Source organism: Puia sp. P3 (assembly GCF_050632245.1).
Taxonomy (GTDB): Bacteria; Bacteroidota; Bacteroidia; order Chitinophagales; family Chitinophagaceae; genus Puia.
Genome location: NZ_CP192583.1, coordinates 163,976 through 184,990 on the forward strand (window position 1 = coordinate 163,976; position 21,015 = coordinate 184,990).

Here is a 21,015-nt window from a genome sequence, read left to right on the forward strand (position 1 = left end):
TTGAGCAAGAAATATATGAAATTCCCCTCTATTCAATCCGTATTTAAGGGCGTGGCCCGGACTTTTTTACGGTTTCCGCCGGCTATCCTGCTGGCGATAACCGCGACGGCATTTTGCATAGAGGCAGTACATCGCCCGTCGGGGACGGGGTATGTTGATCTTCAGCTATGGAATATCGTGTTTGCGGCCTATCTGGGGATGCTGCTGTCGGTAGCCATGACCGTGCTGGCCGAAAAAAGGCAACTCCGGCGCGTCGTCGCGGCGGCCCTTCAGGGGGTGCTGCTGCTGGCTGCCGCGTACTATTTTTCCCTTCCGGTACACTATATGTCCCAGGTGATGCTGCGCTTCGCCCTGCTTGCGCTGGGGCTGCACTGGCTGATCGCCTGTATCGGATTCATCGGGGGAGAACAGGATAATGGGTTTTGGGTGTACAACAAACAGCTGTTCCTGCGTATTCTCACCGGGTCGTTGTATAACGGGGTGTTGTATCTCGGGCTGGTGATCGCGCTGTCGGCGATCGAGCATCTTTTCCATGTCAATATCGAGGAAAAGATCTATATCGATCTCTGGATCGTCATCGCGGGAGTGTCCAATACCGTCTTCTTTCTGGCGGGGTTCCCCGACCGGTACGATAGCCCGAAGTCAATCGTCGACTACCCGAAAGGGTTAAATATCTTTACACAGTTCGTCCTGCTTCCGATACTGTCGATCTACCTGCTGATCCTCTACGCGTATGGTATACGGATCGCTGTTACCGCCGTCTGGCCCAGTGGCTGGGTCTCCTGGATGGTGCTCTGTTTTTCCGTCGCGGGTATTCTTGCGATACTCCTGGTCTGGCCGCTGCGAAATGAGGAGGGCAATAAATGGATCTCGGGCTACTCGAGGTTCTTTTATTTTGCGCTGTTCCCGCTGATCGTGCTTCTGGGATTTGCCATCTGGAAAAGGGTCGCCGCTTATGGCATCACCGAGCAGCGCTATTTCGTCCTGCTGCTGGCCGCCTGGCTGCTGCTCACCGCGCTGTACTTCCTCGTCTCGAAGAAAAAGACGATCCGTCTGATACCGCTGTCGCTGTGTGCGGCGGCATTTTTGTCGGCATTCGGTCCCTGGGGCGCGGAGAGCGTGTCATTGCGCAGTCAGCGTTCGCGGCTGAAGGCGATGCTGGACAAGTACGAGCTGCTGGCGGACGGGAAGATCAGCGGAAAGTCGGTGCATGTTGCGCTGAGCGACCGGCAGGAGATCAGCGATATTACCGGGTATCTTATCAGCAAGCACGGCTACCGGTCCTTGCAGCCTCTGTTCAGCAAAGATCTGGACTCGGTGGTGCAGAAGGCGCAGAGCTCGCCCTACAGCGGCAGGGATGACTATTATATCAGGCGGGTGTTGTTGAAGGAAATGGAGGTCCCGTTCGCGAACAGCTATGAGACCGAAGAGGACCTTTTCGAAAATTTCTATGCCGATATCGAGCGTGAGGCGAACGACGCTATCTACACAAAGGGCTATGAGTTCCTCATTCCCAATATCTATTTTAACCTCAGTCTCCACCAGCCGTCTGTGGACAGCAGCCGTTATCAGCTGGGCAAACACCAGCTGCTGGTCGTGATGGATACGGCGGCCAACCGGATGCACCTCTTCCCCGACAAGGACTCTTCGATGCTGGTCGATCTCTCCGCGATAGCAGACGGCATCCCGGCCCACAACGAGCAGCAGACCGTGCATATGCCGGGGGAAAAGATGCTCGCCGAGAGTGCCAATACGCAATGGGGATATTGCCTTGTAATAACCCGATGCGACGGGGAGGTGCATGGCAACAGGAAGAAGTTGAAAAGCCTTTCGGGTTATTTGCTGATGAAAAAGAAATGACTTATCGTATTTGCTACACAGTATGAACATGCGCTAAACCGATTTAACGCGGGTCGGGTCAATGCCCACAGCCGACAGCTCTCCCACGAAATGTCGGCGGCCCGACATCCGCGCTGGTGGCCGGTTTCATCGTGTCAATCGGACATACCCATGCAATGGATTGCATAAAAAATAGTTGCGCTAAAACTTTTGCGCGAAAGATTTTCTTCTAATTTTGTTGTCATAATTTATCACTGACACAGACTTGTCCTTCCTATTGCGTAGCCTTCGCGTGAGAATATCCTCTTAAGAACACGGGAATCCTTTCGTCACCATTTTTTAGTCATATGAACTCACACACTTATGTTTTGCCCTTGCGTGGGGTCGGCCTCGGCGACATCGCCATTGCCGGAGGAAAGAATGCATCCCTTGGTGAGATGATCACCAACTTGCACGGAATGGGGATCCGCATTCCCGATGGGTTTGTCATCACGGTGCACGCGTACCGTGAGTTTATTGAGTCCGGTCAGCTCGAATCGGAGATTCGCAGGCTCGTCAAAGAGATCGACTTCGACAGTGTGGAGTCCTTGCGCCGCGCGGGCTTGCGCATCCGGCAGCTCATCCGGAACTGCAAATTTCCGCCCACGCTGAGCGCCGCTATCATCGAGGCCTATCACGGGCTCTCGGGACAGTACGACCAGACCGACACCGACGTAGCTGTCCGGTCGTCAGCGACGGCAGAAGACCTGCCCGACGCCTCCTTCGCGGGCCAGCAGGAGACCTATCTCAACGTGAGAGGCCCCGCCGCGCTGATGGACAGCGTGCGCAACTGTTTTGCGTCGCTGTTTACCGACAGGGCGATCAGCTACCGCGAGAATTTCAAGTTCGACCATTTTGAAGTGGGCCTCTCCGTCTGTATACAGAAGATGGTCCGCTCCGACCTTGGCGTGTCGGGTGTCGCGTTCTCCCTCGATACAGAATCCGGGTTTAAAGACGTGGTCGTCATCAACGGCAGCTACGGGCTGGGGGAGATGGTCGTTCAGGGCGCGGTGTCTCCCGACGAGTTCATCGTGTTCAAACCCGGGCTGAAGGCCGGCTATTCGTCCATCGTGGAAAAGCGGCTGGGTGTGAAGGACAAGCTGATGGTGTATGGAGACGACCCTGACGAGCGGGTGAAGATCATCCCTGCGGACCGGGGCATGCAGCACCGGTTCTGTCTGGAGGAAGATAATATCCTGAAGCTGGCTTCCTGGGTATGCCTGATCGAGGAATACTATTCGAAGAAGAAGGGCCACTGGTGCCCGATGGACGTGGAATGGGCCATCGACGGGCTCAGCGGCGAGCTGTTTATCGTTCAGGCCCGCCCCGAGACGATACACTCCCGCAAACAGGCCGGCAAGCTGACCGAGTACGTGCTCAGCGACAAGATACGACCCGCGGAACCGCTGCTGAAGGGCATCGCCGTCGGCGACAAGATCGCCAGCGGCCGCGTCCGGATCATGCATTCGCTGGATAAAAGGCTCGGGCACGAGTTCATCGCGGGTGAGGTGCTGGTTACCGATATGACCGACCCCGACTGGGAGCCGATCATGAAAAAGGCCGCCGCCATCATCACCAACAAGGGCGGACGTACCTGTCACGCGGCTATCGTAGCCCGTGAGATGGGGGTGCCTGCGATCGTAGGGTGTGGCAACGCGACCGAGCTGCTGTCGGAAGGGCAGCTGATCACGGCTTCCTGCGCCCAGGGCGACGAAGGCCTCATCTATGAGGGCGAGCTGGACTTCCACGTGATCGAGACCAACCTCACCGACCTGCCCAAAGTAAACACGCCGCTGATGCTCAACGTCGGAACGCCGGCCATGGCCTTCAACTATTCCCTGGCTGCCGCACAGCGGGGTAGGGCTCGCGCGCGAGGAGTTCATCATCAACAACTATATCGGCGTACACCCGATGGCGCTGATAAAGCACCGCGAGCTGAAGGACCGCGAGCTGACCGAGTTGATCAGGGCAAAGACGGCGGGCTACGAGAACGAGGAGGACTTCTTCATCCGTAAGCTCTCTTATGGTGTTGGTCGAATCGCCGCGGCGTTCTATCCGGAAAAGGTGATCGTGCGGTTCTCGGATTTTAAGAGCAATGAATACTATAATTTGCCGGGTGGCAAGTACTACGAGCCGACCGAAGAGAATCCGATGATCGGCTGGAGGGGCGCGTCGCGCTATTATTCGCCGGAGTATAAGGAGGCGTTCGGTCTCGAGTGCAGGGCCATCCGCAGGGTGCGCGAGGAGATGGGTCTGGACAATGTGGTCGTCATGGTGCCCTTCTGCCGGACGGTGGAAGAGCTGAAGAAGGTGCAGGGCGTGATGCGGGAGTACGGCCTCGTGAGAGGGGAGGGGAAACGTTCCCCCTGGAGATCTTCCTCATGGCGGAGATTCCCTCCAATATTATTTTAGCGCGGGATTTTGCCCGGCATATCGACGGCTTCTCCATCGGGTCGAACGACCTGACCCAGCTAACGCTGGGGCTTGACCGCGATTCTTCGCTGGTGGCGCATATCTACGACGAGCGCAACGAGGCCGTAAAATCGCTGCTGCGGATGCTGATACGGACGGCGAAGGAGTGTAAGGTAAAGGTGGGCATCTGCGGGCAGGGGCCTTCGGACTTCCCCGACTTCGCGCAGTTCCTCGGTCGAAGAGGGTATCGACAGTATCTCGGTGACGCCGGACTCGGTGATCAAGACGGTGAAGGCTATCTACCAGATAGAGAAGAAGACGGCCCTACCCCAGGACTAATTCCATTTTACTGCTGCGGGATCCCTTGATCAGCAGGTATACATTCCGGAAGCCGGCGCTGGACAACCAGTGACCGGCTTCTTTGCTGTCGCCGAAGCGCCGGTAGGGGTGGTCGATCTTTTGAAAGTCGCCGCCTACGAGGGCGACGTCCCGCCAGGGATGCTGGGCGATCAGGTCTACGATGCCGCGGTGTTCGTTGAGACTTTCGGGGCCGAGCTCGGCCATCGCGCCGAGGACGAGTATCTTCTGGTCGAAACCGCCCGGAACCTTTGCAAAGTTCTCTATCGCGGCCCGCATGCTCGAGGGGTTGGCGTTGTAGGCGTCGAGAATGATATGGTTACCGTCGCGTTCGATCAGCTGCGAGCGGCTGTTGGACGGCGTATATTGTTCGATGGCCTTGTAGATCCTGGAGTCCTGTACGCCGAAATGTTTGCCGATGGTGACGGCGACCAGTACATTGGGGAGGTTGTAGTCGCCTACCGGCTGGGTGTGGATGGTGCCGGCAGGAGCGCCGTGGGTGATGGAGACGTTGAGGAAGGTGTCGGCGTCTGTCTCCTTTTTCACTACTCCTGTAAAATCTGCGTCCTGCGTCCCATAAGTGATGATATGAGCAATACCGCGGCTCATCTGCCGCAGGTCCGCGGAATCATTCAGTACGAAAACGGTTCCTCCGTTATCCCGCAGCCAGTCATACAGCTCGCCCTTCCCCTTCTTCACGCCTTCCGGTCCTCCGAATCCTTCGAGGTGGGCCTTCCCGATATTGGTGATGATGCCGTGGGTCGGCAGGGTATAGCGGCAGTAGCCTTCGATCTCTTTCTGGTGGTTGGCGCCCATTTCGATGACGGCGAATTCCGCGTCGGGACGTACGGACAGGATGGTGAGGGGGATGCCGATATGGTTGTTGAGATTGCCTTTGGTCGTATAGGTCAGGAAGGTAGAAGAAAGGACGGCATGTACCAGTTCTTTCGTGGTGGTCTTGCCGTTGCTGCCGGTAATGGCGATGAAGGGTATATTGAACTGCCGGCGGTGGTGGAGGGCCAGGTCCTGCAGGGTTTTGAGCACGTCGGGAACGAGGATGAGCCGGTCCGTGAGGGAGGCGATGGCGTCGAAGGTGGACCCGTTGCCCTGGGCACCGTAGTCTGTCGGGGCCTCGTCGATGACGGCGTAGGCCGCACCTGCCTCGAGCGCCTGTATCGCGAAGGCGTTGCCGTTGAAGCTGGGTCCTTTCAGGGCAAAGAAAAGGTCCCCCTCCCTGAGCTGACGGGTGTCCGTGACGACGGATGGATGGCGGAGATAGATGTCGTAGAGGTTCTCAATTCTCATAAGACAACAAAGGTGCAACAATTTGGAATAAAAAAGCCCGGAGGGTTACTCCGGGCTTCGTTTTTACGTCAAATCTATTTACTGTTTACGTGTATTCTGGCGTCGTTGTTTGTAGTTGATACCGGTCTGGCGGCCGTTACCTGCGGGGCTGCCTACGCGGTCCATAGCACAACGGAAACCAACCGTGCTGTTGCTCTGGTCTTCTTCGAGGAAGCGGCGGGTGCCGGGGCTCAGCCAGTAGGCGCGGTCGTTCCAGCTACCGCCCTTGATCACGCGGGATTTGTTGGAGACGAGCGTCGTCTTGCCGTAGCCATAGCTGATGCCCGAGATGGTAGAGTCACCGTCGAGGTAGTTGATCACGTCGCCCTTCTGGTAGTTGCGGCGTTTAACGCTCTCGGAGTCGGTCACGTCGCGGAGCTTGATGCGGCCGAGGCTGTCTCTTTCGGCCTTGCCTTCCTTGCCGTAGTCGACGGTCTGGAATTTGTTACCGCGGTAGGGGGCTACGTCGTCGGCGTCCTGACCGGTCATCGGTCTGTAGACGTCGGCTACCCACTCGCTCACGTTGCCGGACATATTATAAAGGCCAAAGCCGTTGGGGAAGAAAGAGTTGACGGGGGCGGTGTAGACGGCGTTGTCGTTGAGACCACCGGCGACGCCCATGTTGTCACCAGCACCGCGTTTGAAGTTCGCCATGAAGGTACCCTGCCAGCTGCCGTGACGCGTGTCGCGGAGGCCGTTGACGTTGTTGCTCCAGGAGTAGACCTGTTTATTGGCGATCAGTTCCTCACCGCGCGACTTGTCGTTCTTGCCGGGCAGCGGGTTCTGGTTGATATAGCCAAGAGCGGCGTATTCCCACTCGGCTTCCGTCGGGAGGCGATAGTTCGGAAGGAGGATACCGTCCTCGAAGGTCACCTGGGTACGGGGGTACCGTTGGGGTTCTTGAGGGGGTTGCTCTTTGACCTTGCCTTTTTATCGGGGGTAGCCTGGAATTCACCCATCAGGTAAGCCTTCGTGTTGAAGTTTTCCTGGCCCAGGCCGGTGAGGTTCTTTACTGAGTTGGGGTTGATATACCCGCGGTCGATGAGGGCTTTTTCGTTGACTCTGTCTGAACGCCACAGACAGAAGTCGTGGGCCTGTTTCCAGGTCACGCCTACGACGGGATAGAAATTGTAGGAGGGGTGGCGGAAATAGTATTCCACCATCGGCTCGTTATAGGCGAGCTCGCTGCGCCAGCACAGGGTGTCGGGCAGAGCGGCTTCGCGGACGGCCTTGTATTCGTCAGCGTCGAATACCTGGTTCAGCCAGTAGAGGTATTCCCGGTAGTGGATGTTGGCCACTTCGGTCTGGTCGATGTAGAAGGAGTTGACGGTTACGCGGCGGGGAACGTTGTTCCAGTCGCGCATGACGTCTTCCTGTGTGGCACCCATGGTAAAGGTACCGCCCTGTACGAATACCAGACCCGGACCGGTACGTTGTTCTTTTTCTTTGGAAACCTGGAACCCGCCCATCTTGGAGTCATTGTAGTTCCAGCCGGTGACGCTGGACTGCTCCGCCTTTTTGTGAAAACAGGACGTGCCTGTAATGGATACGGTAATTGCCAGGATCGCTAGGTTTTTCAGATTCATAGTTGACGTTAGTTAACGCGTTTGCCGAAATTTTTAATTTTTTGGCCGTTTCCGGTGGTTTGGCCGTCGGGGCTGGGTTTTACTCCTTCCGGCGACCGGTTTACCGGTTAGTTGCCAATAGTATGCCAGACGATGGGGCGAGCCCAGGGCCGGTCTAAGGTGGAAAACGATGCTTTTTACTGTTTTATTGTATTAAAATACGAGAGTTAGTTTTCCACAGTTGCCTGGCGGGGTGATCTTTGGCCCCGGTGGTTATCCACCGGGGGCATTCCGCCGGTTCACACGCGGTTCACACCCCCTTCCCGGTCCATCCCCGGCTCAAATCCGTCCATTTTCGGGTAAACGGCACGGACTTTGGTTTCTTCCGGCTCGTCCCGACCCCCGGCTCGTCCCCGGGTCGCCCCTGGTCGCCCCCGGCTCGTCCCCGGGTCGCCCCTCGGTCGCCCTCGGCTCGTCCCCGGCCGGCCTCCGGGCTCAGTCCCGGCACAGCCTTTGAAGCGGATGAGCTGGCCCCTAACTGGCCATTAAACAACGGGATAGACAACAATAAATTGGGTCATTCGCCGTTGGAGGAGGGTTAAAACCGATAACCCGGCACACCGGCCGGCAGCCGTCCCGCTGAAAAATTATAATTAATTGATAACCAAAAGCAAAGCAGCCTATATCGCAAATCTACATTTCTAAAAGGTTCTCCCCGGGAATCGTGCATTTTTGAAGAAGAGCCTCGCGGCGCCGGCAAAAAAACTTCCGTCGGGGAAACCAAATTGTCAAAATTTTCGTGTCGGGAATGGGCGACCCCCCAGACCGTTCACCAATCACCCGGGCGCATGCGCCGGGCAGGACAAAAAAATTTATTTGCGTAGAAAGAAAATTTAAAAAGCTCATGAAAAGATTTTACCAGGGATTAGCTGCTTTAGTGGTTCTAGTTTTTACAGGCAGAGAGGCGATGGGGCAGGCTAACAGCATCAATGTCACTACAACGGCCGTCCCTTTCCTGCGGATCTCCCCTGACGCCGGGGCCGGAGGGATGGGCGATCTCGGACTGGCCACTTCTCCGGACGCTTCCAGCGGCTTTTACAATCTGTCGAAGACCCCGTTTGCCAAAAAAGACATCGGCATCGGGATCACCTATACTCCGTGGTTGAAGGACCTCGGCCTGAACGACGTCTACCTGCTCGCGGCCAGCGGCTATAAGAAGCTGGACGAGAACGCGGCGCTGTCGCTCGGCATCCGGTATTTCAGTCTGGGTAATATCCAGTTCGAGGACTTCAACGGCAACGCACTGGGCGAGGGCCACCCCCGCGAATTTAGTTTTGACCTCGGCTATTCGCGTAAACTCAGCGACAAGCTGGGTATCGCCCTGGCCGGCCGCTATATCTACTCGAACCTCGCCAGCGGCTATGCCGCCAGCGGCGCGACCTACCAGCCCGGCAAGACCTTTGCCGCCGACATCTCCCTGTACTACCACGGGGTGACGGACGAGGCCGGTGGCTGGAATTTCGGTCTTGCGCTGACCAACCTCGGCGGTAAGATCGGGTATACCAACTCAGCAACGGAAAAGGACTATATCCCCGCCGACTTCGGTCTGGGCGCTGCCTATACCGCCGTCTTCAATGAGGACAACAAGCTAACGATCGGGCTGGACATGCACAAATTGCTGGTTCCCGTACCCCCCAAGCCGTCCAACACCGGCAACGCGGCGACGGACGCCACCAACGACTCCACCAACCTGGCCAACTACCACCAGAAGAGCTTTGTCGGCAGCTGGTTCAGCAGCTTTGGCGGCGAAAATCAGTTCAAAAGCCTCCAGTTCTCTCTCGGCGCCGAGTATGCCTATCAGGACCAGTTCTTCTTCCGCGCCGGCTACTACTACGAGGACCCCACCAAGGGCGACCGCAAGTATTTCAGCGTGGGCGTAGGTCTGAAGTACAACGTGATGGGGCTGAACTTCTCCTACCTGGTGCCTTCGGGTAGCGGGACCAACAGGAATCCGTTGTCCAACACCCTCCGATTTGGCCTGACATTCGACCTGGACAGCAACAGCGACAACAGCAGCACGTCGAGCTCGACCAATTAATCGCCGGTATATAATATATTGAGGTCCCGGGGCAGGTCCCCGGGATTTTTTTGTCCGGCCGACGGCACCGGACGCGGGGAGTTGGACCGCATTATCTTATTTTTGGCACCCGTCGGCCAATAGCCGGCGGTTCACATCAATGTCATACAGAATCGGATTCGGAGTCGACTTTCATCAGCTGGCCGCGGGGCGCGAGCTCTGGCTGGGCGGTGTACATATTCCTTACGAGCGGGGCGGGCTGGGACACAGCGACGCCGACGTCCTGCTGCACGCCATCTGCGACGCCCTGCTGGGGGCCCTCAATCTGGGGGATATCGGGTTGCATTTCCCCAACACTGACCCTGCGTACAAGGATATCGACAGCAAGATCCTGTTGGAAAAGACCTATGCGCTGGTGCGCGGGAAAGGCTGGAGGGTAGTCAACATCGACAGCACCGTCTGTCTCGAGGCGCCGAAGATCATGAAATACGCCGGCGCCATGCGCGAGGCCATGGCGCAGCGGCTGGGCATCGCGGCAGACGATATTTCCATCAAGGCCACGACGACCGAGCAGATGGGGTTCGTCGGCCGCGGGGAAGGACTGACCGCGTACGCCACGGTTTTACTGGAGAAAGCAGGGTAGGTGGTTCAGGTCCACGGTTCACGCGACAAACCCCTACCTTTGCGCCATGTCAGCACGCGCCGAAGGCGAACTGCATTAGACCACTAAAAAATATATTTACGCCTGATGAGAATCACTGTCAAAGTCATCAACCAATCCCCTAACTCCCTCCCCGAGTACGCGACGGAAGGCTCCGCCGGAATGGACATCCGCGCCCACCTCACGGCTCCCGTAACCCTCGCACCGATGGAACGGCAGCTGATCCCCACCGGCCTGTTCATCGAACTCCCCCACGGCTACGAAGCCCAGATCCGCCCCCGCAGCGGCCTGGCCATCAAACAGGGGATTACCTGCCTCAACACCCCAGGCACCATCGACTCCGACTACCGCGGCGAGATCAAGGTCATCCTGATCAACCTTTCCGGCGAACAACAGGTGCTGCAGCCCGGCGACCGGATCGCCCAAATGGTCGTCAGTCCCGTAGTCCAGATCGGCTGGACAGCCGTCGAAGAGATCAGCGTCACAGCCCGCAACGCCGGTGGATTCGGCCACACCGGATCAAAATAGTTTTCATCAACTCACATATACAGCATGTTTAGATTTCTGGCAGGTCTTATCCTCATTGGATTATTGGCAGGTGTGACGGAGGGCTGCCGCTCGACAAAGAAGATCCGGAAGGTCATCACTACGCCCGTAGTCAAAAAGGACACGACCCACGTCACAGTCGCCCCCGTGCGTGATGCACACGCCGACTCCCTGCTGGTCATCCGCCAGACCCTCGACAAGCTGAACCACAACCATATCGACTTCAATACCTTCAACGCCAAGCTGAAGGTCCACTACGAAGGCGGCGACGGCAAGGACTATGAGGTCAACGCCTTCCTCCGCATCCGGAAGGACAGCATGATCTGGGTGTCGGTGAACGCCGCGCTCGGCATCGAGGCCTTCCGCCTGCTGATCACGCCGGACAGCGTCAAGATCCTCGACAAGCTGAAGAAGGTCGTCCGGCTCCGGTCGGTGTCCTTCCTCCAGGACGAGGTACACCTGCCCGTGGATTTCAGCACCCTGCAGGACCTGCTGATCGGCAACCCCATTTTTCTCGATACAGCGCACATCATATTCTATAAAGACGAGGTTAAGGGCGGGGTCTCGCTGTTCAGCTCGGGCACCATCTTCCGCAACTTCCTCACCATGGCCGCCGACGGCACGCAGCAGCACTCCAAGCTGGACGATACCGATCCCCTGCGCTCCCGCACCGGCGACATCACCTACGGCGAATACGACTACTCATCGGCGGTGCCTTTCTCGACCTACCGCAAGGTGTCCGTCGCCGAAAAGTCAAAAACGGATATCGAGATCAACTACAAGCAGTATAAGTTTAACGAACCATTAAGCTTTCCATTTACTATTCCAAAAAATTATAAGCGTAGATAAACGTTATATATACTCCCGCACCCGGTCTTGCGTTTACAAATATAATTGCAAGGGGGACCACGGGTCAGCCGGCACTGAGGACAATTATCAGACAATTTAATTCCGGGGGATATTTTTGCCGATTTTCCCGGGGGATCAATTAATTTCGGAGTCATGCTGAAAAACTTCTTACAGGCACTCTATTTCTGGTCTTCCTCGCTGCCGGGCTGGTCGTCCGGGCCCAAACGCCCGCACAGAACCGCACCGACCTGGAAAAGGAACGGGCCGCCATCCAGAAGGAGATCGAGGACGTGAAAAGGTCCCTCGACGAGACCCATAAGAACAAGCACGAGACCCTGGTCCAGCTGAACCTCCTGCAGCGCAAGCTCAAGCTGCGTGAATCCGCCATCAGCAATATCAACAAGCAGATCGACGTCATCCAGAGCGACATGAACAACTCCGCCCGCGACATTACCAAGCTGCGGAATGAGCTCGATACCCTCCGGATCCAGTACGCGCAGAGTATTGTTTTTGCGTACAAGAACCGTAGCAGCTATGACTTCCTGAACTTCATCTTCTCCGCCACCAATTTTAACGACGCCGTCCGCCGCATCCAATACCTCAAATCTTACCGCGCCTACCGGGAAGAACGCGCCGAGAATATCCTCCGCACCCAGGACCAGCTAAAGGTCAAGATCGACGGCCTCAAGGTGACCCGCATAGAAAAGGACGAAGCACTCAAGAAGCAGAGCAAGGAAAGGACCCTCCTCGAAGGCGAGAAAAAGGAAAAGGACGCCGCCGTCAGAACCCTGCAGTCCCAGGAGAAAGAGCTGAAAAAGGAAATGGCCGCCAAACAGAAACAGGACCTCCGCCTCGGCGCCGCGATCACCGCCGCCATCAAGCGCGCCCGCGACCTGGCCATCAAGGAGGCGGCCAAACGAAACGCCGACGCCAAAGCCGCCGAAAAGGCCGCCGAGAAATCAACGCCCGCGAACAACAAGTCCACCCGCCCCGCCGAAGAGGCTGTGGCCCCTGCGACCCTCAGTCCGGTCAAGGCATACAACAAGACCGTATTCACCAGCGAAGAAGATTTGCGGTTGAGCGGCGACTTCGAGAAGAACAGGCGCCAGCTGCCCTGGCCCGTCAGCGGCACGATCAGCATGGCCTTCGGTCCCCACGAATACATTCCGGGTATCAAGCACAACAATCAGGGCGTAACCATCGACTGCGCCGCGGGCACCCCGGTCAAAGCCGTTTTCACGGGCGAAGTGCAGAGCGTCTTCAGCGTCGGCGACGTCCAGGCCGTCATGATCCGTCACGGTAAATACTTTACTACCTATAGCAATCTTGGTTCAGTCACCGTCAGCAAGGGCGAACAGGTCCATACCGGTCAGGTCATCGGCCGCATCGGCGGCGAAGCGCAGCTGGAGTTCATTCTGTCTGACGAAAAGAATAAGGTGTACGACCCCGAGGTTTGGCTGAGACGTTAATATCTACCCACCCTATGATACAGAAATTATTTACCGGAGCAATGCTCCTCATGTCCCTCTCCTTCTGCGCCGCCGCCGCGCCGGCAGCGGAGCACAGCGCCAAAAAGCCCTACCACACGGTAAGACGCAGCAGCGGTCAAAAGAACCATCGGCTGGCCAGGGCCGTTAAGGCCGGAATGCGGCATCGCGTGGTGGTGGCCGGACGTAAGTCGGCGCACTCCAGGTCCGCTTCAGGGGTGATCGCTTCCCGGGCCGCGTCAAGGACGACCGTTTGCTGGACGGGTGATGCCGCCACAATCGCGCTCTCCAACGAGTTCCGCCGCCAGAAAGGCCATCTGGGCTGGCCCGTCGCGGGAACGGTATCGGCGTCTTTCGGTCCTCAGAAATATGCCGGAGAAATTTATCACAACAATCTGGGCACCACCATCGATTGTGCAGAAGGCGCCGACGTCAGGGCCGTATATTCGGGAGAAGTAACCTCAGTGACGGATATCGCCGGTGTTTTGTGCGTGATCCTTCAGCACGGCAGCTATTATACGGCATACAGCAATCTGGTAACGACTACAGTGGTGAAGGGCGACCAGGTACAGGCGGGTGAACCGCTTGGCCGCATTGCCGCTATCGGTCAGTTGGAGTTCATGTTATCGGATGAAGGTGGCCACTTTACGACCCGGAGCTCTGGTTGAAGAAATAGCCGCCCCGGCGTGAACCGCCCGCCGGCCGGGGCCCGCCGCGTGAACCGCGTGAACCACGCCGGCCGCACCGCGTGAACCATTCCCCTACGCCAAAAATCGATTGTACAACGCCTCATACTGCGGCACAATCCGATGTATATCAAAATTCTTCGAGTGCGCCACCGCATTTGCCTTGAACCGCTTCAGCGTCTCGTCGTCCTGCAGGATGCGTATCGCGTGCTCACTCATACCGTGAATATCCCCCACATCGTCCAGATACCCCGTCTCCCCCTGTATCTGTATCTCCGGTAAGCCACCCGCATTCGTGGAAATGACGGGAACCCCTGCGGCCATCGCCTCCAGCGCCGCCAGTCCAAAGCTTTCGTATTCCGAGGTCAGCAGAAAAAGATCCGCCACCGCCAGTATCTCCTCCATCTGCTCCTGCTTGCCGACAAACCGGACGTCTGCATCGATCTCCAGCTCCCGGCAAAGACTCTCCGCACCAGACCGCTCAGGCCCGTCACCTACAAAAAGCAGCTTGCTCGGTATCTTCCTGTGCACAATCTCAAAAATGCGGACGATGTCCTGAACCCTCTTGACCTTGCGGAAGTTCGACGCGTGCATGATTATGCGCTCCCCGTTGGGAGCGATCACCTTCCGGAACGCGTCGATCGGCTTCTTATGAAAACGCTCTGTATCCACGAAGTTGTGGATCACCCGGATCTCCTTCTCGATCGCAAAGCTGCGGTAGGTTTCGTCCCGCAGATTTTGGGATACCGCCGTGATGGCGTCGCTCTGGTTGATGGAAAATGCGACCACAGGAGCGAAGGTCTTGTCCCGGCCGACCAGGGTGATATCGGTACCGTGGAGGGTCGTGATCACCGGAATATAGCGGCCCTGCGCTTCGACGATCTTCTTTGCCAGATAAGCCGCGGAAGCGTGGGGGATCGCATAGTGTACGTGCAGCAGGTCCAGCTGGTGGTTGTTGATCACGTCCACCATGGCGCTCGACAGCGCGGTCTCGTATGGGGGATAGTCGAACAGGGGGTAGGTCGTAACCCGAACCTCGTGGTAGAAAATGTTCGCGTTGAACTCGTTGAGCCGCACCGGCTGCTGGTAGGTGATGAAGTGAACCTGATGTCCTTTGTCGGCCAACGCCTTCCCCAGCTCGGTCGCTAAAACGCCACTGCCACCGAAGGTCGGATAACAAACTATTCCTATACGCATAGAGTTTATTTATGATTACGAGGCCCTGCCCGAAGGTAGTTTATCCTTAACTTTAGCCCAAATTAACAAGATGCACCCTAAATTGTTGAAAGGCAACCTGCTATTATTTTTCTTAGTCGTTCTGATGGCGCCTGCGGCAACACATGCACAGACTGTTCCCACGGCCACGCAGCCGACAACGGTGACGCCCGACGACTCCATCTTTATCCGCCGGCTCGCCGACACCATCCTCACCGATGGCCAGGCCTACGGCAACCTCCGCCTTTTGACAAAATCGGTTGGTGCACGTCTCTCCGGCAGCGCCGGCTACTACAAAGCCGAGAAATGGGGACAGCAGGCGCTGGGCGCAGCCAATGCCGACAAGGTCTGGTTGCAGGAGTGCATGGTACCGCACTGGGTGCGGGGAGGCCGCGACTCCGCGTCGTGGTCAGGTCCGGTGCGGGTCAGGTCCGCAAGGAATGGTGACGCGACAGGCGGCTCCACGGCAATGTGGCGCGGAGGCCTCGACGTCCTTGCCCTCGGCAACTCCCAGCGGCACCGGCGCCAACGCCATCCAGTGCCCCCGTCATCCTGATCAACAATTTCGACGAACTCGAACAACAAAAGGACAACCTCAAAGGCAGGATCGTATTCTATAACTATCCCTTCAATCCCCTTTTCGTCGAAACCTTCCAGGCCTACGGCGACGCCGTCCGCTACCGCGGCGCAGGGGCAAGCCGCGCGGCAAAATATGGCGCGATCGGCGTTCTGGTCCGCAGCATGAGCTCCTCGGTGACCAATTTCCCCACACCGGCGCGCTCATGTACAATGACTCCTTTCCAAAAATACCCGCCTTCGCGGTGGGCCTCCGCGACGCGGACCGGCTGGCGGAACAACTAAAGACAAACCCCGGCGCAACCACCGTCTATATGCGCTCGGGCGCCCACATGCTCCCCGACACACCCGCCCACAATATCATCGGTGAACTAAAGGGCACCGAATTCCCCGACCAATATATTACAGTAGGCGGGCACCTCGACAGCTGGGACCCCGCCGAAGGCGCACAGGACGATGGCGCGGGCTGCGTCCAGTCGATAGAAGTGCTGAGGGCGCTGAAGGCTATCGGCTACAAACCCCGCCACACCATCAGGGTCGTCCTCTTCGCCAATGAAGAGAATGGCGGTCGCGGCGGCCGTAAATACGCCGAAGCCGCAAAAGACGCGGGTGAGAAACACCTGCTTGGCCTCGAGAGCGACAACGGCGGATTCACTCCCCGGGCATTCACGCTGTCTTTGTCCGAAGACAAACTCGCGGCCATCCAGCCCTGGATCAGTCTGCTCAAGCCCTACGGCGTCTACGAACTCGAACACGGCGGCGGCGGATCGGACGTGAACCCGATGGCGCGGCAGCTGAATGCCACCGTCGGCGAGCTGCGCCCGGACTCGCAGCGCTATTTCGAGTACCACCACGCCCGGAATGACGTGCTGGAGAATGTTAACAAACGGGAGCTTGAAATGGGAGCGGTCAACATGGCGGCGCTGATCTATCTCGTCGATAAATATGGGTTGTAACACGCAAACGGCTATACTATGAAAAAATTCCTTGGCATCGCCGCCGCAGTCATCATCGTGGGCGTGATCGTTTTCATCTTCGTCCGCTACTTCTATGTCTTCGGCGAAGGCGTCAAGGCGGGCGAGCTCAACTACGTGGTAAAAAAAGGCTTCCTCTTCAAGACATACGAGGGCAAGCTGATCCAGAGCGGCTTCCGATCGAAGATCCCCAACACCATCCAGTCCTACGAGTTCACCTTCTCCGTCGTCAACGAAGCCGTCGCCCAAAAGCTCATGCTCAACAGCGGCCGCAACGTCGAACTCCACTATAAGGAATACATCGGCGTCGTCCCCTGGCGTGGCTACAGCGAGTTCATCGTGGATAGTATTATCGCGATCACTAACGAGGCGAAATAGGGTAATCTTAGGCCAGCAGACAAAATATCGTGGGTCTTTTGTGTAACTCCGGCAACTTCCCCTCCTTCCATTCCCCCACCGTCCGGGTCTTGATATATTCCCCCGGACCCGTCAGATCGGCCGCGATACAGAGCCGCGTCGCGGGCCGGCAGGTCGACAGGAGGGTTTCGAGCAGTTGGTTATTGCGGTAGGGGGTTTCGATGAAGATCTGTGTACAGTTCAAACGCGCGGACTCGGCCTCCAGTGTCCCGCAGCGTCTTCGCGCGGCCGGCCGCGTCTACCGGCAGGTAGCCGGAAAATCGGAATTGCTGGCCGTTGAGGCCGCTGCCCATCAGGGCCAGCAGGATGCTGCTGGGACCGACCAGCGGATGTACGGTTGCCCCTGCCCGGTGGGCGGCGTCGGTGAGGATCTGGCCGGGGTCCGCGATACCTGGACAGCCTGCATCGCTGATCAGGCCGATCGTCTTTCCCTCTTTGAGCCGCTGGCGGAACACCGCCACCACTTCCTCCTCTGCCTTGTGGATGGTATGCCATTCGTAGTCGTCGATCACCATCTCCTTCCAGAGGGCTTTGAGGTATCGGCGCGCAGTCCGTTCGTTCTCGACAAAAAAGACCTGGCAGGCCTTCACCGCGTCGATAATATACGCCGGCAACGGCGTCAGCGACCCAGGATCGAGATAACAGGGGATCAAATAAAGTGCAGGACCATCCATATCTATTCCAAATTCTGATGATAAAGACTAATCGTCGCCGCAATCACGGCATAAGCCGGCGCCAACACCCACCCCAGCACCGGCACAAAATGCATCAAAAAAAGACCATCCCATTCCCGATGGCCAGTCCCTTATGCTGACTGATATACGCAACCGAAGCCGCGGAGCCCAGCCGGTGCCGCATACAACTATAATCCAGCATGGAAAATCCATAGTAGTAACACTCCACAAACGTACAGATCACCGGCGTGATCCACCCCACCAGCGGGATAAAGGACAGGATCAGAATGCTGATCGTATACACGGTCTGCCACAACGAATTCCGCACCGCCAGCCGCACGCCGCGGCCCATATCGGACATCAGCTGCGCGTCCAGCCGGAAACTATACTCCTTCCCATTGATCAGCGCCTCCGTCTGCTCGCTGAGATATGCGAACAGCGGCGACCCAATGATCAGGAAGAGATATTTGAATAAGGAAAAGTAAAAGAACACCAGCACCAGGTGAAACATGATCCCCCCATCACGAACAGGAAGCTGAGTGCTGCACTCTGCTGATGGTGCAACCACCGCTGGATCCCGATCACCCTGCTCAACCAGGATACCGCCTCGCTCGTCGAAGTCCAGAAAAAATACATCCCCACACAAAAAAGAACGGTATACAAAATCCCCGGTATCAGGATCCACTTCCAAAGCTTATGTTTGCTTACGAACTGGTGCGCCCGGACATAAGACTGAAACGCTATAATAAGTTCCTTCAGCAACGTCTTTTTTTCAAACGTACGCTAAATTGATGAACTTGACCGTTAAAAAACTTGATAGCCCCTTTTACGACCGCCCCAACGTGGTACGCATCGCGCGCGATCTGCTGGGTAAAGTGCTCGTCACGGAGTTCGGCAACCATCTCACCTCCGGCCGCATCGTCGAGGTCGAGGCCTACAACGGCGTCATCGACCGCGCCAGCCACGCCTGGTCCGGCCGCCGCACCCGCCGCACCGAAGTCATCTTCGGACAGGGCGGCGCCGCCTACGTCTACCTCATCTATGGGATCTATCACCTGTTCAACGTCGTTACCAACCAAAAGGACGTCCCCCACGCCGTTCTCGTCCGGGCCCTCGAACCCCTCGAAGGCATCCCCACCATGCTAAAGCGCACCGGTAAACCAAAACTCGACCATACTCTCACCCGCGGCCCCGGCAACCTCTCGAAGGCCCTCGGGCCTCCTCACCACTCACACCGGCACCTCCCTCCTCGGCGACGAGATCTACATCGGCGACGACGGCTATAAACCACGCCGCGGCGAGATCGTGGCCACCCCGCGTATCGGTGTCGACTATGCGGGCGAGGACGCGAAGCTCCTCTACAGATTTTTTCTCAAAGGGAATAAATATGTAAGTGGTAACAAGAAGCAAAACACGGTCTAGAACCTCGGACAAGGCACGCCCTTCCTCCCATCCGACTTCTTCTTGATATAGATCAGCGAGATCTCGATGCCCCCGCGGCTCTGCGACGCCGTCTTCAGCGAGGATACGTTGACGTCATAGGTCACGCCGAGATTGAAGTCGCTGTAGTCGAGACCGACATAGGGGATGACCGCGTCGGTAGTGTTATTGGTAAACCGGCCCCAGACGCCGGCGTAGAAGTTGACGGGGTTGGTCTCGTCGGTGCTCGCAGCCACGGTCCAGTGCGCCGCCGAGGACATACTGTCTTGCGCCGGCCTGATTGCTGAAGAGACCGCTGACATAGATCGTGCTCGGCGAGCCGACTATCGGGAAATAGCCACCGCCGTGCAGCGTCACGCGCGTGGGGACGTTGACGGTATCCGTCCCGAGGAAGGAGGCCTTTGGGCGGTTCAGGTGATAGCCGCTGGCGCCTACGTAAAAATTGTTGTTGCCGTCGGTGGTGGCGTTGTAGAGCACACCCAGATTCATATCGAAATAGTTGGTGCTGACGACGCGGTAGGCGATGGGCTCGTTGGAGAGACCCGTCCAGCCGCCCTGCAGGTCCAGCTGGTCCTCGAAATGCAGCTGTGTGCCGTCGAGACGCATATTGGCATAAGTGCCCCGGAAGCCGACCCCCAGCTGGTGGTAGCCGTCCTCGTCGAGACTTTTGTGATAGGCTGTGGAAAAGGAGATAAAATTGCTGGTCAGCGCGCCCGCGGCCGTCTTGTCGTTCATCGCCATGACGCCGATGCCCCGTGTGTCGTTCTCCGGCAGCTTGTTCCGCAGGATGGGTGCGTCGACGCTGACCGTGGATGTGATAAAGGCGTTATTGATAGAAGGCCACTGATTGCGGTAGTTGCCGGCCACCCGTACCACCCCGTTAAACTTGCCCGTCAGGGCGGGGTTGAGGGTCAGCGGCGAAGCAAAGAATTGTGAGAAACCGGGATCCTGCGCCTGGACGCTGTTACCGGCAAAGAGAAGGCCCACAAGAATAAGGAAGGCAGCCGCAGCGCGGCCGGCGGGGCGGGTAGACAGGATTATAGGAAAAGTTTTCTGCTTCATAAACAGTTAAATCACAATTATAAGACGGAAAAAACGATCCGGGGGTTGGGTTATTGTCGACTAAACTGCCGAAAAAATAATAAAAAAAGGGCAAAAACAAGAATTTACATGCGGACCGCGCCCAATCTACATCTGGACCTTGGTTCCATAGGCCAGATCGCCCGCATCCCCGAGGCCGGGAACGATATACCCCTTGGCTGTCAATTCGTCATCGATGGCGCCGCACCAGATCTTACAGTTAGGCTCACTCCGCAGGACAAACTCGATCCCCACCGTACAGGCGATGGCGACCACCACGTGGATCTCCGCCGGGTGACCCTCGTCCCGGAGGTACTGGATCGTCTTCACCAGCGAGGCGCCGGTGGCCAGCATCGGGTCCGAGATGATCACGACCCTGTTCTCCAGCTCGGGGCAGCTGACGTAGTCCAGACTGATATCGAAGCTACCGTCCCGGTTGTGCTTGCGGTACGCGGAAATAAATCCGTTGTCAGCCTTGTCGAAAAATTCAGCAGCCCCTGGTGCAGGGGCAGACCGGCGCGAAGGATGGTCGTAACAACCGGTTGATTCTCCAACACCTTACACGAAGCGATGCCCAGCGGCGTCTGCACCTCCTTCACCACGAAGGGAAGGGTCTTGCTGATCTCATAGGCCGCCACTTCCCCGATCCGCTCGAGGTTGCGCCTGAACCGCATGCGGTCCTTCTGTATCTCTTCGTCCCGGATCTCGCTGATCCAGTCGCACAAAAGGGTATACTGCTCGCTTAAGTTGACGACCATATGTGTTGGGTATTTTGGA

General features: G+C 57.3%; 24 protein-coding genes and 1 pseudogene. 15 read left to right on the forward strand and 10 right to left on the reverse strand.

The annotated features are described in order from the left end of the window. The 4 genes from ACQ86N_RS00945 to ACQ86N_RS00960 all read left to right on the forward strand — a co-directional run bounded on the left by ACQ86N_RS00945 (position 1) and on the right by ACQ86N_RS00960 (position 4,658). Positions 1-1,860: a DUF4153 domain-containing protein gene (locus tag ACQ86N_RS00945; RefSeq protein ID WP_431213525.1), complete on the forward strand. Its 1,860-nt coding sequence runs from the start codon at positions 1-3 to the stop codon at positions 1,858-1,860. Between the two features lie 326 nt (positions 1,861-2,186). Then, on the forward strand, positions 2,187-3,893 hold the full coding sequence (gene ppsA, locus ACQ86N_RS00950; RefSeq protein WP_431213526.1) for a phosphoenolpyruvate synthase: 1,707 nt from the start codon (positions 2,187-2,189) through the stop codon (positions 3,891-3,893). After that, positions 3,790-4,290, forward strand: a complete 501-nt coding sequence (locus ACQ86N_RS00955; RefSeq protein ID WP_431213527.1) for a putative PEP-binding protein — start codon at positions 3,790-3,792, stop codon at positions 4,288-4,290. The genes ppsA and ACQ86N_RS00955 overlap by 104 nt, the downstream gene beginning before the upstream one ends. Beyond that, the gene (locus ACQ86N_RS00960; RefSeq protein WP_431213528.1) at positions 4,260-4,658 is read left to right on the forward strand and encodes a putative PEP-binding protein; all 399 of its coding nucleotides are present in this window, start codon (positions 4,260-4,262) and stop codon (positions 4,656-4,658) included. The genes ACQ86N_RS00955 and ACQ86N_RS00960 overlap by 31 nt, the downstream gene beginning before the upstream one ends. Here ACQ86N_RS00960 and ACQ86N_RS00965 read toward each other — a convergent pair. From ACQ86N_RS00965 to ACQ86N_RS00975, 3 genes are all read right to left on the reverse strand, one after another. Then, positions 4,615-5,952, reverse strand: a complete 1,338-nt coding sequence (locus tag ACQ86N_RS00965; protein WP_431213529.1) for a UDP-N-acetylmuramoyl-tripeptide--D-alanyl-D-alanine ligase — start codon at positions 5,950-5,952, stop codon at positions 4,615-4,617. The genes ACQ86N_RS00960 and ACQ86N_RS00965 overlap by 44 nt on opposite strands. 78 nt (positions 5,953-6,030) lie before the next feature. Further along, positions 6,031-6,864, reverse strand: a complete 834-nt coding sequence (locus ACQ86N_RS00970) for an SUMF1/EgtB/PvdO family nonheme iron enzyme (RefSeq protein ID WP_431213530.1) — start codon at positions 6,862-6,864, stop codon at positions 6,031-6,033. Continuing rightward, entirely contained in the window at positions 6,861-7,577 is a 717-nt protein-coding gene (locus ACQ86N_RS00975) for a formylglycine-generating enzyme family protein (protein WP_431213531.1), read from the reverse strand. Before ACQ86N_RS00975 ends, ACQ86N_RS00970 begins: the two co-directional genes overlap by 4 nt. Before the next feature lie 883 nt (positions 7,578-8,460). Here ACQ86N_RS00975 and porV point away from each other — a divergent pair. The 6 genes from porV to ACQ86N_RS01005 all read left to right on the forward strand — a co-directional run bounded on the left by porV (position 8,461) and on the right by ACQ86N_RS01005 (position 13,844). Then, the gene (gene porV, locus ACQ86N_RS00980; RefSeq protein ID WP_431213532.1) at positions 8,461-9,654 is read left to right on the forward strand and encodes a type IX secretion system outer membrane channel protein PorV; all 1,194 of its coding nucleotides are present in this window, start codon (positions 8,461-8,463) and stop codon (positions 9,652-9,654) included. A 139-nt stretch (positions 9,655-9,793) separates the two neighbouring features. Beyond that, the gene (gene ispF / locus ACQ86N_RS00985) at positions 9,794-10,276 is read left to right on the forward strand and encodes a 2-C-methyl-D-erythritol 2,4-cyclodiphosphate synthase (protein ID WP_431213533.1); all 483 of its coding nucleotides are present in this window, start codon (positions 9,794-9,796) and stop codon (positions 10,274-10,276) included. 105 nt (positions 10,277-10,381) lie between these two features. Beyond that, entirely contained in the window at positions 10,382-10,822 is a 441-nt protein-coding gene (dut, locus tag ACQ86N_RS00990; protein WP_431213534.1) for a dUTP diphosphatase, read from the forward strand. A gap of 24 nt (positions 10,823-10,846) precedes the next feature. Continuing rightward, entirely contained in the window at positions 10,847-11,689 is an 843-nt protein-coding gene (locus ACQ86N_RS00995) for a DUF4292 domain-containing protein (RefSeq protein ID WP_431213535.1), read from the forward strand. Between the two features lie 290 nt (positions 11,690-11,979). Continuing rightward, positions 11,980-13,158, forward strand: coding sequence for a murein hydrolase activator EnvC family protein (locus ACQ86N_RS01000; RefSeq protein WP_431213536.1), 1,179 nt, complete (start codon positions 11,980-11,982; stop codon positions 13,156-13,158). 14 nt (positions 13,159-13,172) lie between these two features. Further along, positions 13,173-13,844, forward strand: a complete 672-nt coding sequence (locus ACQ86N_RS01005) for a murein hydrolase activator EnvC family protein (protein WP_431213537.1) — start codon at positions 13,173-13,175, stop codon at positions 13,842-13,844. Positions 13,845-13,937: 93 nt separating this feature from the next. Here ACQ86N_RS01005 and bshA read toward each other — a convergent pair whose 3' ends face one another. Next, positions 13,938-15,059, reverse strand: a complete 1,122-nt coding sequence (gene bshA, locus ACQ86N_RS01010; protein ID WP_431213538.1) for an N-acetyl-alpha-D-glucosaminyl L-malate synthase BshA — start codon at positions 15,057-15,059, stop codon at positions 13,938-13,940. 70 nt (positions 15,060-15,129) lie between these two features. Here bshA and ACQ86N_RS01015 point away from each other — a divergent pair, with 70 nt between their 5' ends. Genes ACQ86N_RS01015 through ACQ86N_RS01030 form a run of 4 tightly spaced genes read left to right on the forward strand, consistent with a single transcriptional unit; the run spans position 15,130 to position 17,005 of the window. Next, on the forward strand, positions 15,130-15,633 hold the full coding sequence (locus tag ACQ86N_RS01015) for a hypothetical protein (RefSeq protein WP_431213539.1): 504 nt from the start codon (positions 15,130-15,132) through the stop codon (positions 15,631-15,633). Beyond that, entirely contained in the window at positions 15,549-15,938 is a 390-nt protein-coding gene (locus ACQ86N_RS01020; RefSeq protein ID WP_431213540.1) for a hypothetical protein, read from the forward strand. The genes ACQ86N_RS01015 and ACQ86N_RS01020 overlap by 85 nt, the downstream gene beginning before the upstream one ends. Beyond that, on the forward strand, positions 15,899-16,609 hold the full coding sequence (locus ACQ86N_RS01025; protein WP_431213541.1) for a M20/M25/M40 family metallo-hydrolase: 711 nt from the start codon (positions 15,899-15,901) through the stop codon (positions 16,607-16,609). The genes ACQ86N_RS01020 and ACQ86N_RS01025 overlap by 40 nt, the downstream gene beginning before the upstream one ends. Before the next feature lie 18 nt (positions 16,610-16,627). Further along, positions 16,628-17,005 (forward strand): hypothetical protein, encoded by a 378-nt coding sequence (locus tag ACQ86N_RS01030; protein ID WP_431213542.1) that lies wholly within the window; start codon positions 16,628-16,630, stop codon positions 17,003-17,005. Between the two features lie 7 nt (positions 17,006-17,012). Here the strand turns inward: ACQ86N_RS01030 and ACQ86N_RS01035 are convergent, their stop codons facing one another. The 3 genes from ACQ86N_RS01035 to ACQ86N_RS01045 all read right to left on the reverse strand — a co-directional run bounded on the left by ACQ86N_RS01035 (position 17,013) and on the right by ACQ86N_RS01045 (position 18,403). Beyond that, complete coding sequence (locus ACQ86N_RS01035; protein WP_431213543.1) at positions 17,013-17,228, reverse strand: hypothetical protein; 216 nt, start codon at positions 17,226-17,228, stop codon at positions 17,013-17,015. Continuing rightward, entirely contained in the window at positions 17,185-17,718 is a 534-nt protein-coding gene (locus tag ACQ86N_RS01040; protein WP_431213544.1) for an SAM-dependent methyltransferase, read from the reverse strand. The genes ACQ86N_RS01035 and ACQ86N_RS01040 overlap by 44 nt, the downstream gene beginning before the upstream one ends. Positions 17,719-17,812: 94 nt before the next feature. Further along, positions 17,813-18,403, reverse strand: a complete 591-nt coding sequence (locus ACQ86N_RS01045; RefSeq protein WP_431217932.1) for an EI24 domain-containing protein — start codon at positions 18,401-18,403, stop codon at positions 17,813-17,815. A 112-nt stretch (positions 18,404-18,515) separates the two neighbouring features. Between ACQ86N_RS01045 and ACQ86N_RS01050 the strand changes: the two genes are divergently transcribed. Then, positions 18,516-19,004 carry a DNA-3-methyladenine glycosylase gene (locus ACQ86N_RS01050; protein ID WP_431213545.1) on the forward strand — a complete coding sequence of 163 codons (489 nt, stop codon included), beginning with the start codon at positions 18,516-18,518 and terminating at the stop codon, positions 19,002-19,004. Between the two features lie 132 nt (positions 19,005-19,136). Here ACQ86N_RS01050 and ACQ86N_RS01055 read toward each other — a convergent pair whose 3' ends face one another. The 3 genes and pseudogenes from ACQ86N_RS01055 to upp form a co-directional block, all read right to left on the reverse strand. Then, positions 19,137-19,394, reverse strand: coding sequence for a type IX secretion system membrane protein PorP/SprF (locus ACQ86N_RS01055; RefSeq protein ID WP_431213546.1), 258 nt, complete (start codon positions 19,392-19,394; stop codon positions 19,137-19,139). Continuing rightward, positions 19,324-20,220, reverse strand: coding sequence for a PorP/SprF family type IX secretion system membrane protein (locus ACQ86N_RS01060; RefSeq protein ID WP_431213547.1), 897 nt, complete (start codon positions 20,218-20,220; stop codon positions 19,324-19,326). Before ACQ86N_RS01060 ends, ACQ86N_RS01055 begins: the two co-directional genes overlap by 71 nt. Positions 20,221-20,346: 126 nt before the next feature. Beyond that, positions 20,347-20,996 (reverse strand): annotated as a pseudogene (gene upp, locus ACQ86N_RS01065) (uracil phosphoribosyltransferase). Positions 20,997-21,015: the final 19 nt, after the last annotated feature.

What these genes read in the sequence shown, in the direction of transcription:
- ppsA (WP_431213526.1), top strand. Translation starts at nt 2,187, where the DNA reads ATGAACTCACACACTTATGTTTTGCCCTTGCGTGGGGTCGGCCTCGGC.
- ACQ86N_RS00955 (WP_431213527.1), top strand. Translation starts at nt 3,790, where the DNA reads ATGGCGCTGATAAAGCACCGCGAGCTGAAGGACCGCGAGCTGACCGAG.
- ACQ86N_RS00960 (WP_431213528.1), top strand. Translation starts at nt 4,260, where the DNA reads ATGGCGGAGATTCCCTCCAATATTATTTTAGCGCGGGATTTTGCCCGG.
- ACQ86N_RS00965 (WP_431213529.1), bottom strand. Translation starts at nt 5,952, where the DNA reads ATGAGAATTGAGAACCTCTACGACATCTATCTCCGCCATCCATCCGTC.
- ACQ86N_RS00975 (WP_431213531.1), bottom strand. Translation starts at nt 7,577, where the DNA reads ATGAATCTGAAAAACCTAGCGATCCTGGCAATTACCGTATCCATTACA.
- porV (WP_431213532.1), top strand. Translation starts at nt 8,461, where the DNA reads ATGAAAAGATTTTACCAGGGATTAGCTGCTTTAGTGGTTCTAGTTTTT.
- ispF (WP_431213533.1), top strand. Translation starts at nt 9,794, where the DNA reads ATGTCATACAGAATCGGATTCGGAGTCGACTTTCATCAGCTGGCCGCG.
- dut (WP_431213534.1), top strand. Translation starts at nt 10,382, where the DNA reads ATGAGAATCACTGTCAAAGTCATCAACCAATCCCCTAACTCCCTCCCC.
- ACQ86N_RS00995 (WP_431213535.1), top strand. Translation starts at nt 10,847, where the DNA reads ATGTTTAGATTTCTGGCAGGTCTTATCCTCATTGGATTATTGGCAGGT.
- ACQ86N_RS01005 (WP_431213537.1), top strand. Translation starts at nt 13,173, where the DNA reads ATGATACAGAAATTATTTACCGGAGCAATGCTCCTCATGTCCCTCTCC.
- bshA (WP_431213538.1), bottom strand. Translation starts at nt 15,059, where the DNA reads ATGCGTATAGGAATAGTTTGTTATCCGACCTTCGGTGGCAGTGGCGTT.
- ACQ86N_RS01015 (WP_431213539.1), top strand. Translation starts at nt 15,130, where the DNA reads ATGCACCCTAAATTGTTGAAAGGCAACCTGCTATTATTTTTCTTAGTC.
- ACQ86N_RS01030 (WP_431213542.1), top strand. Translation starts at nt 16,628, where the DNA reads ATGAAAAAATTCCTTGGCATCGCCGCCGCAGTCATCATCGTGGGCGTG.
- ACQ86N_RS01040 (WP_431213544.1), bottom strand. Translation starts at nt 17,718, where the DNA reads ATGGATGGTCCTGCACTTTATTTGATCCCCTGTTATCTCGATCCTGGG.
- ACQ86N_RS01060 (WP_431213547.1), bottom strand. Translation starts at nt 20,220, where the DNA reads ATGAAGCAGAAAACTTTTCCTATAATCCTGTCTACCCGCCCCGCCGGC.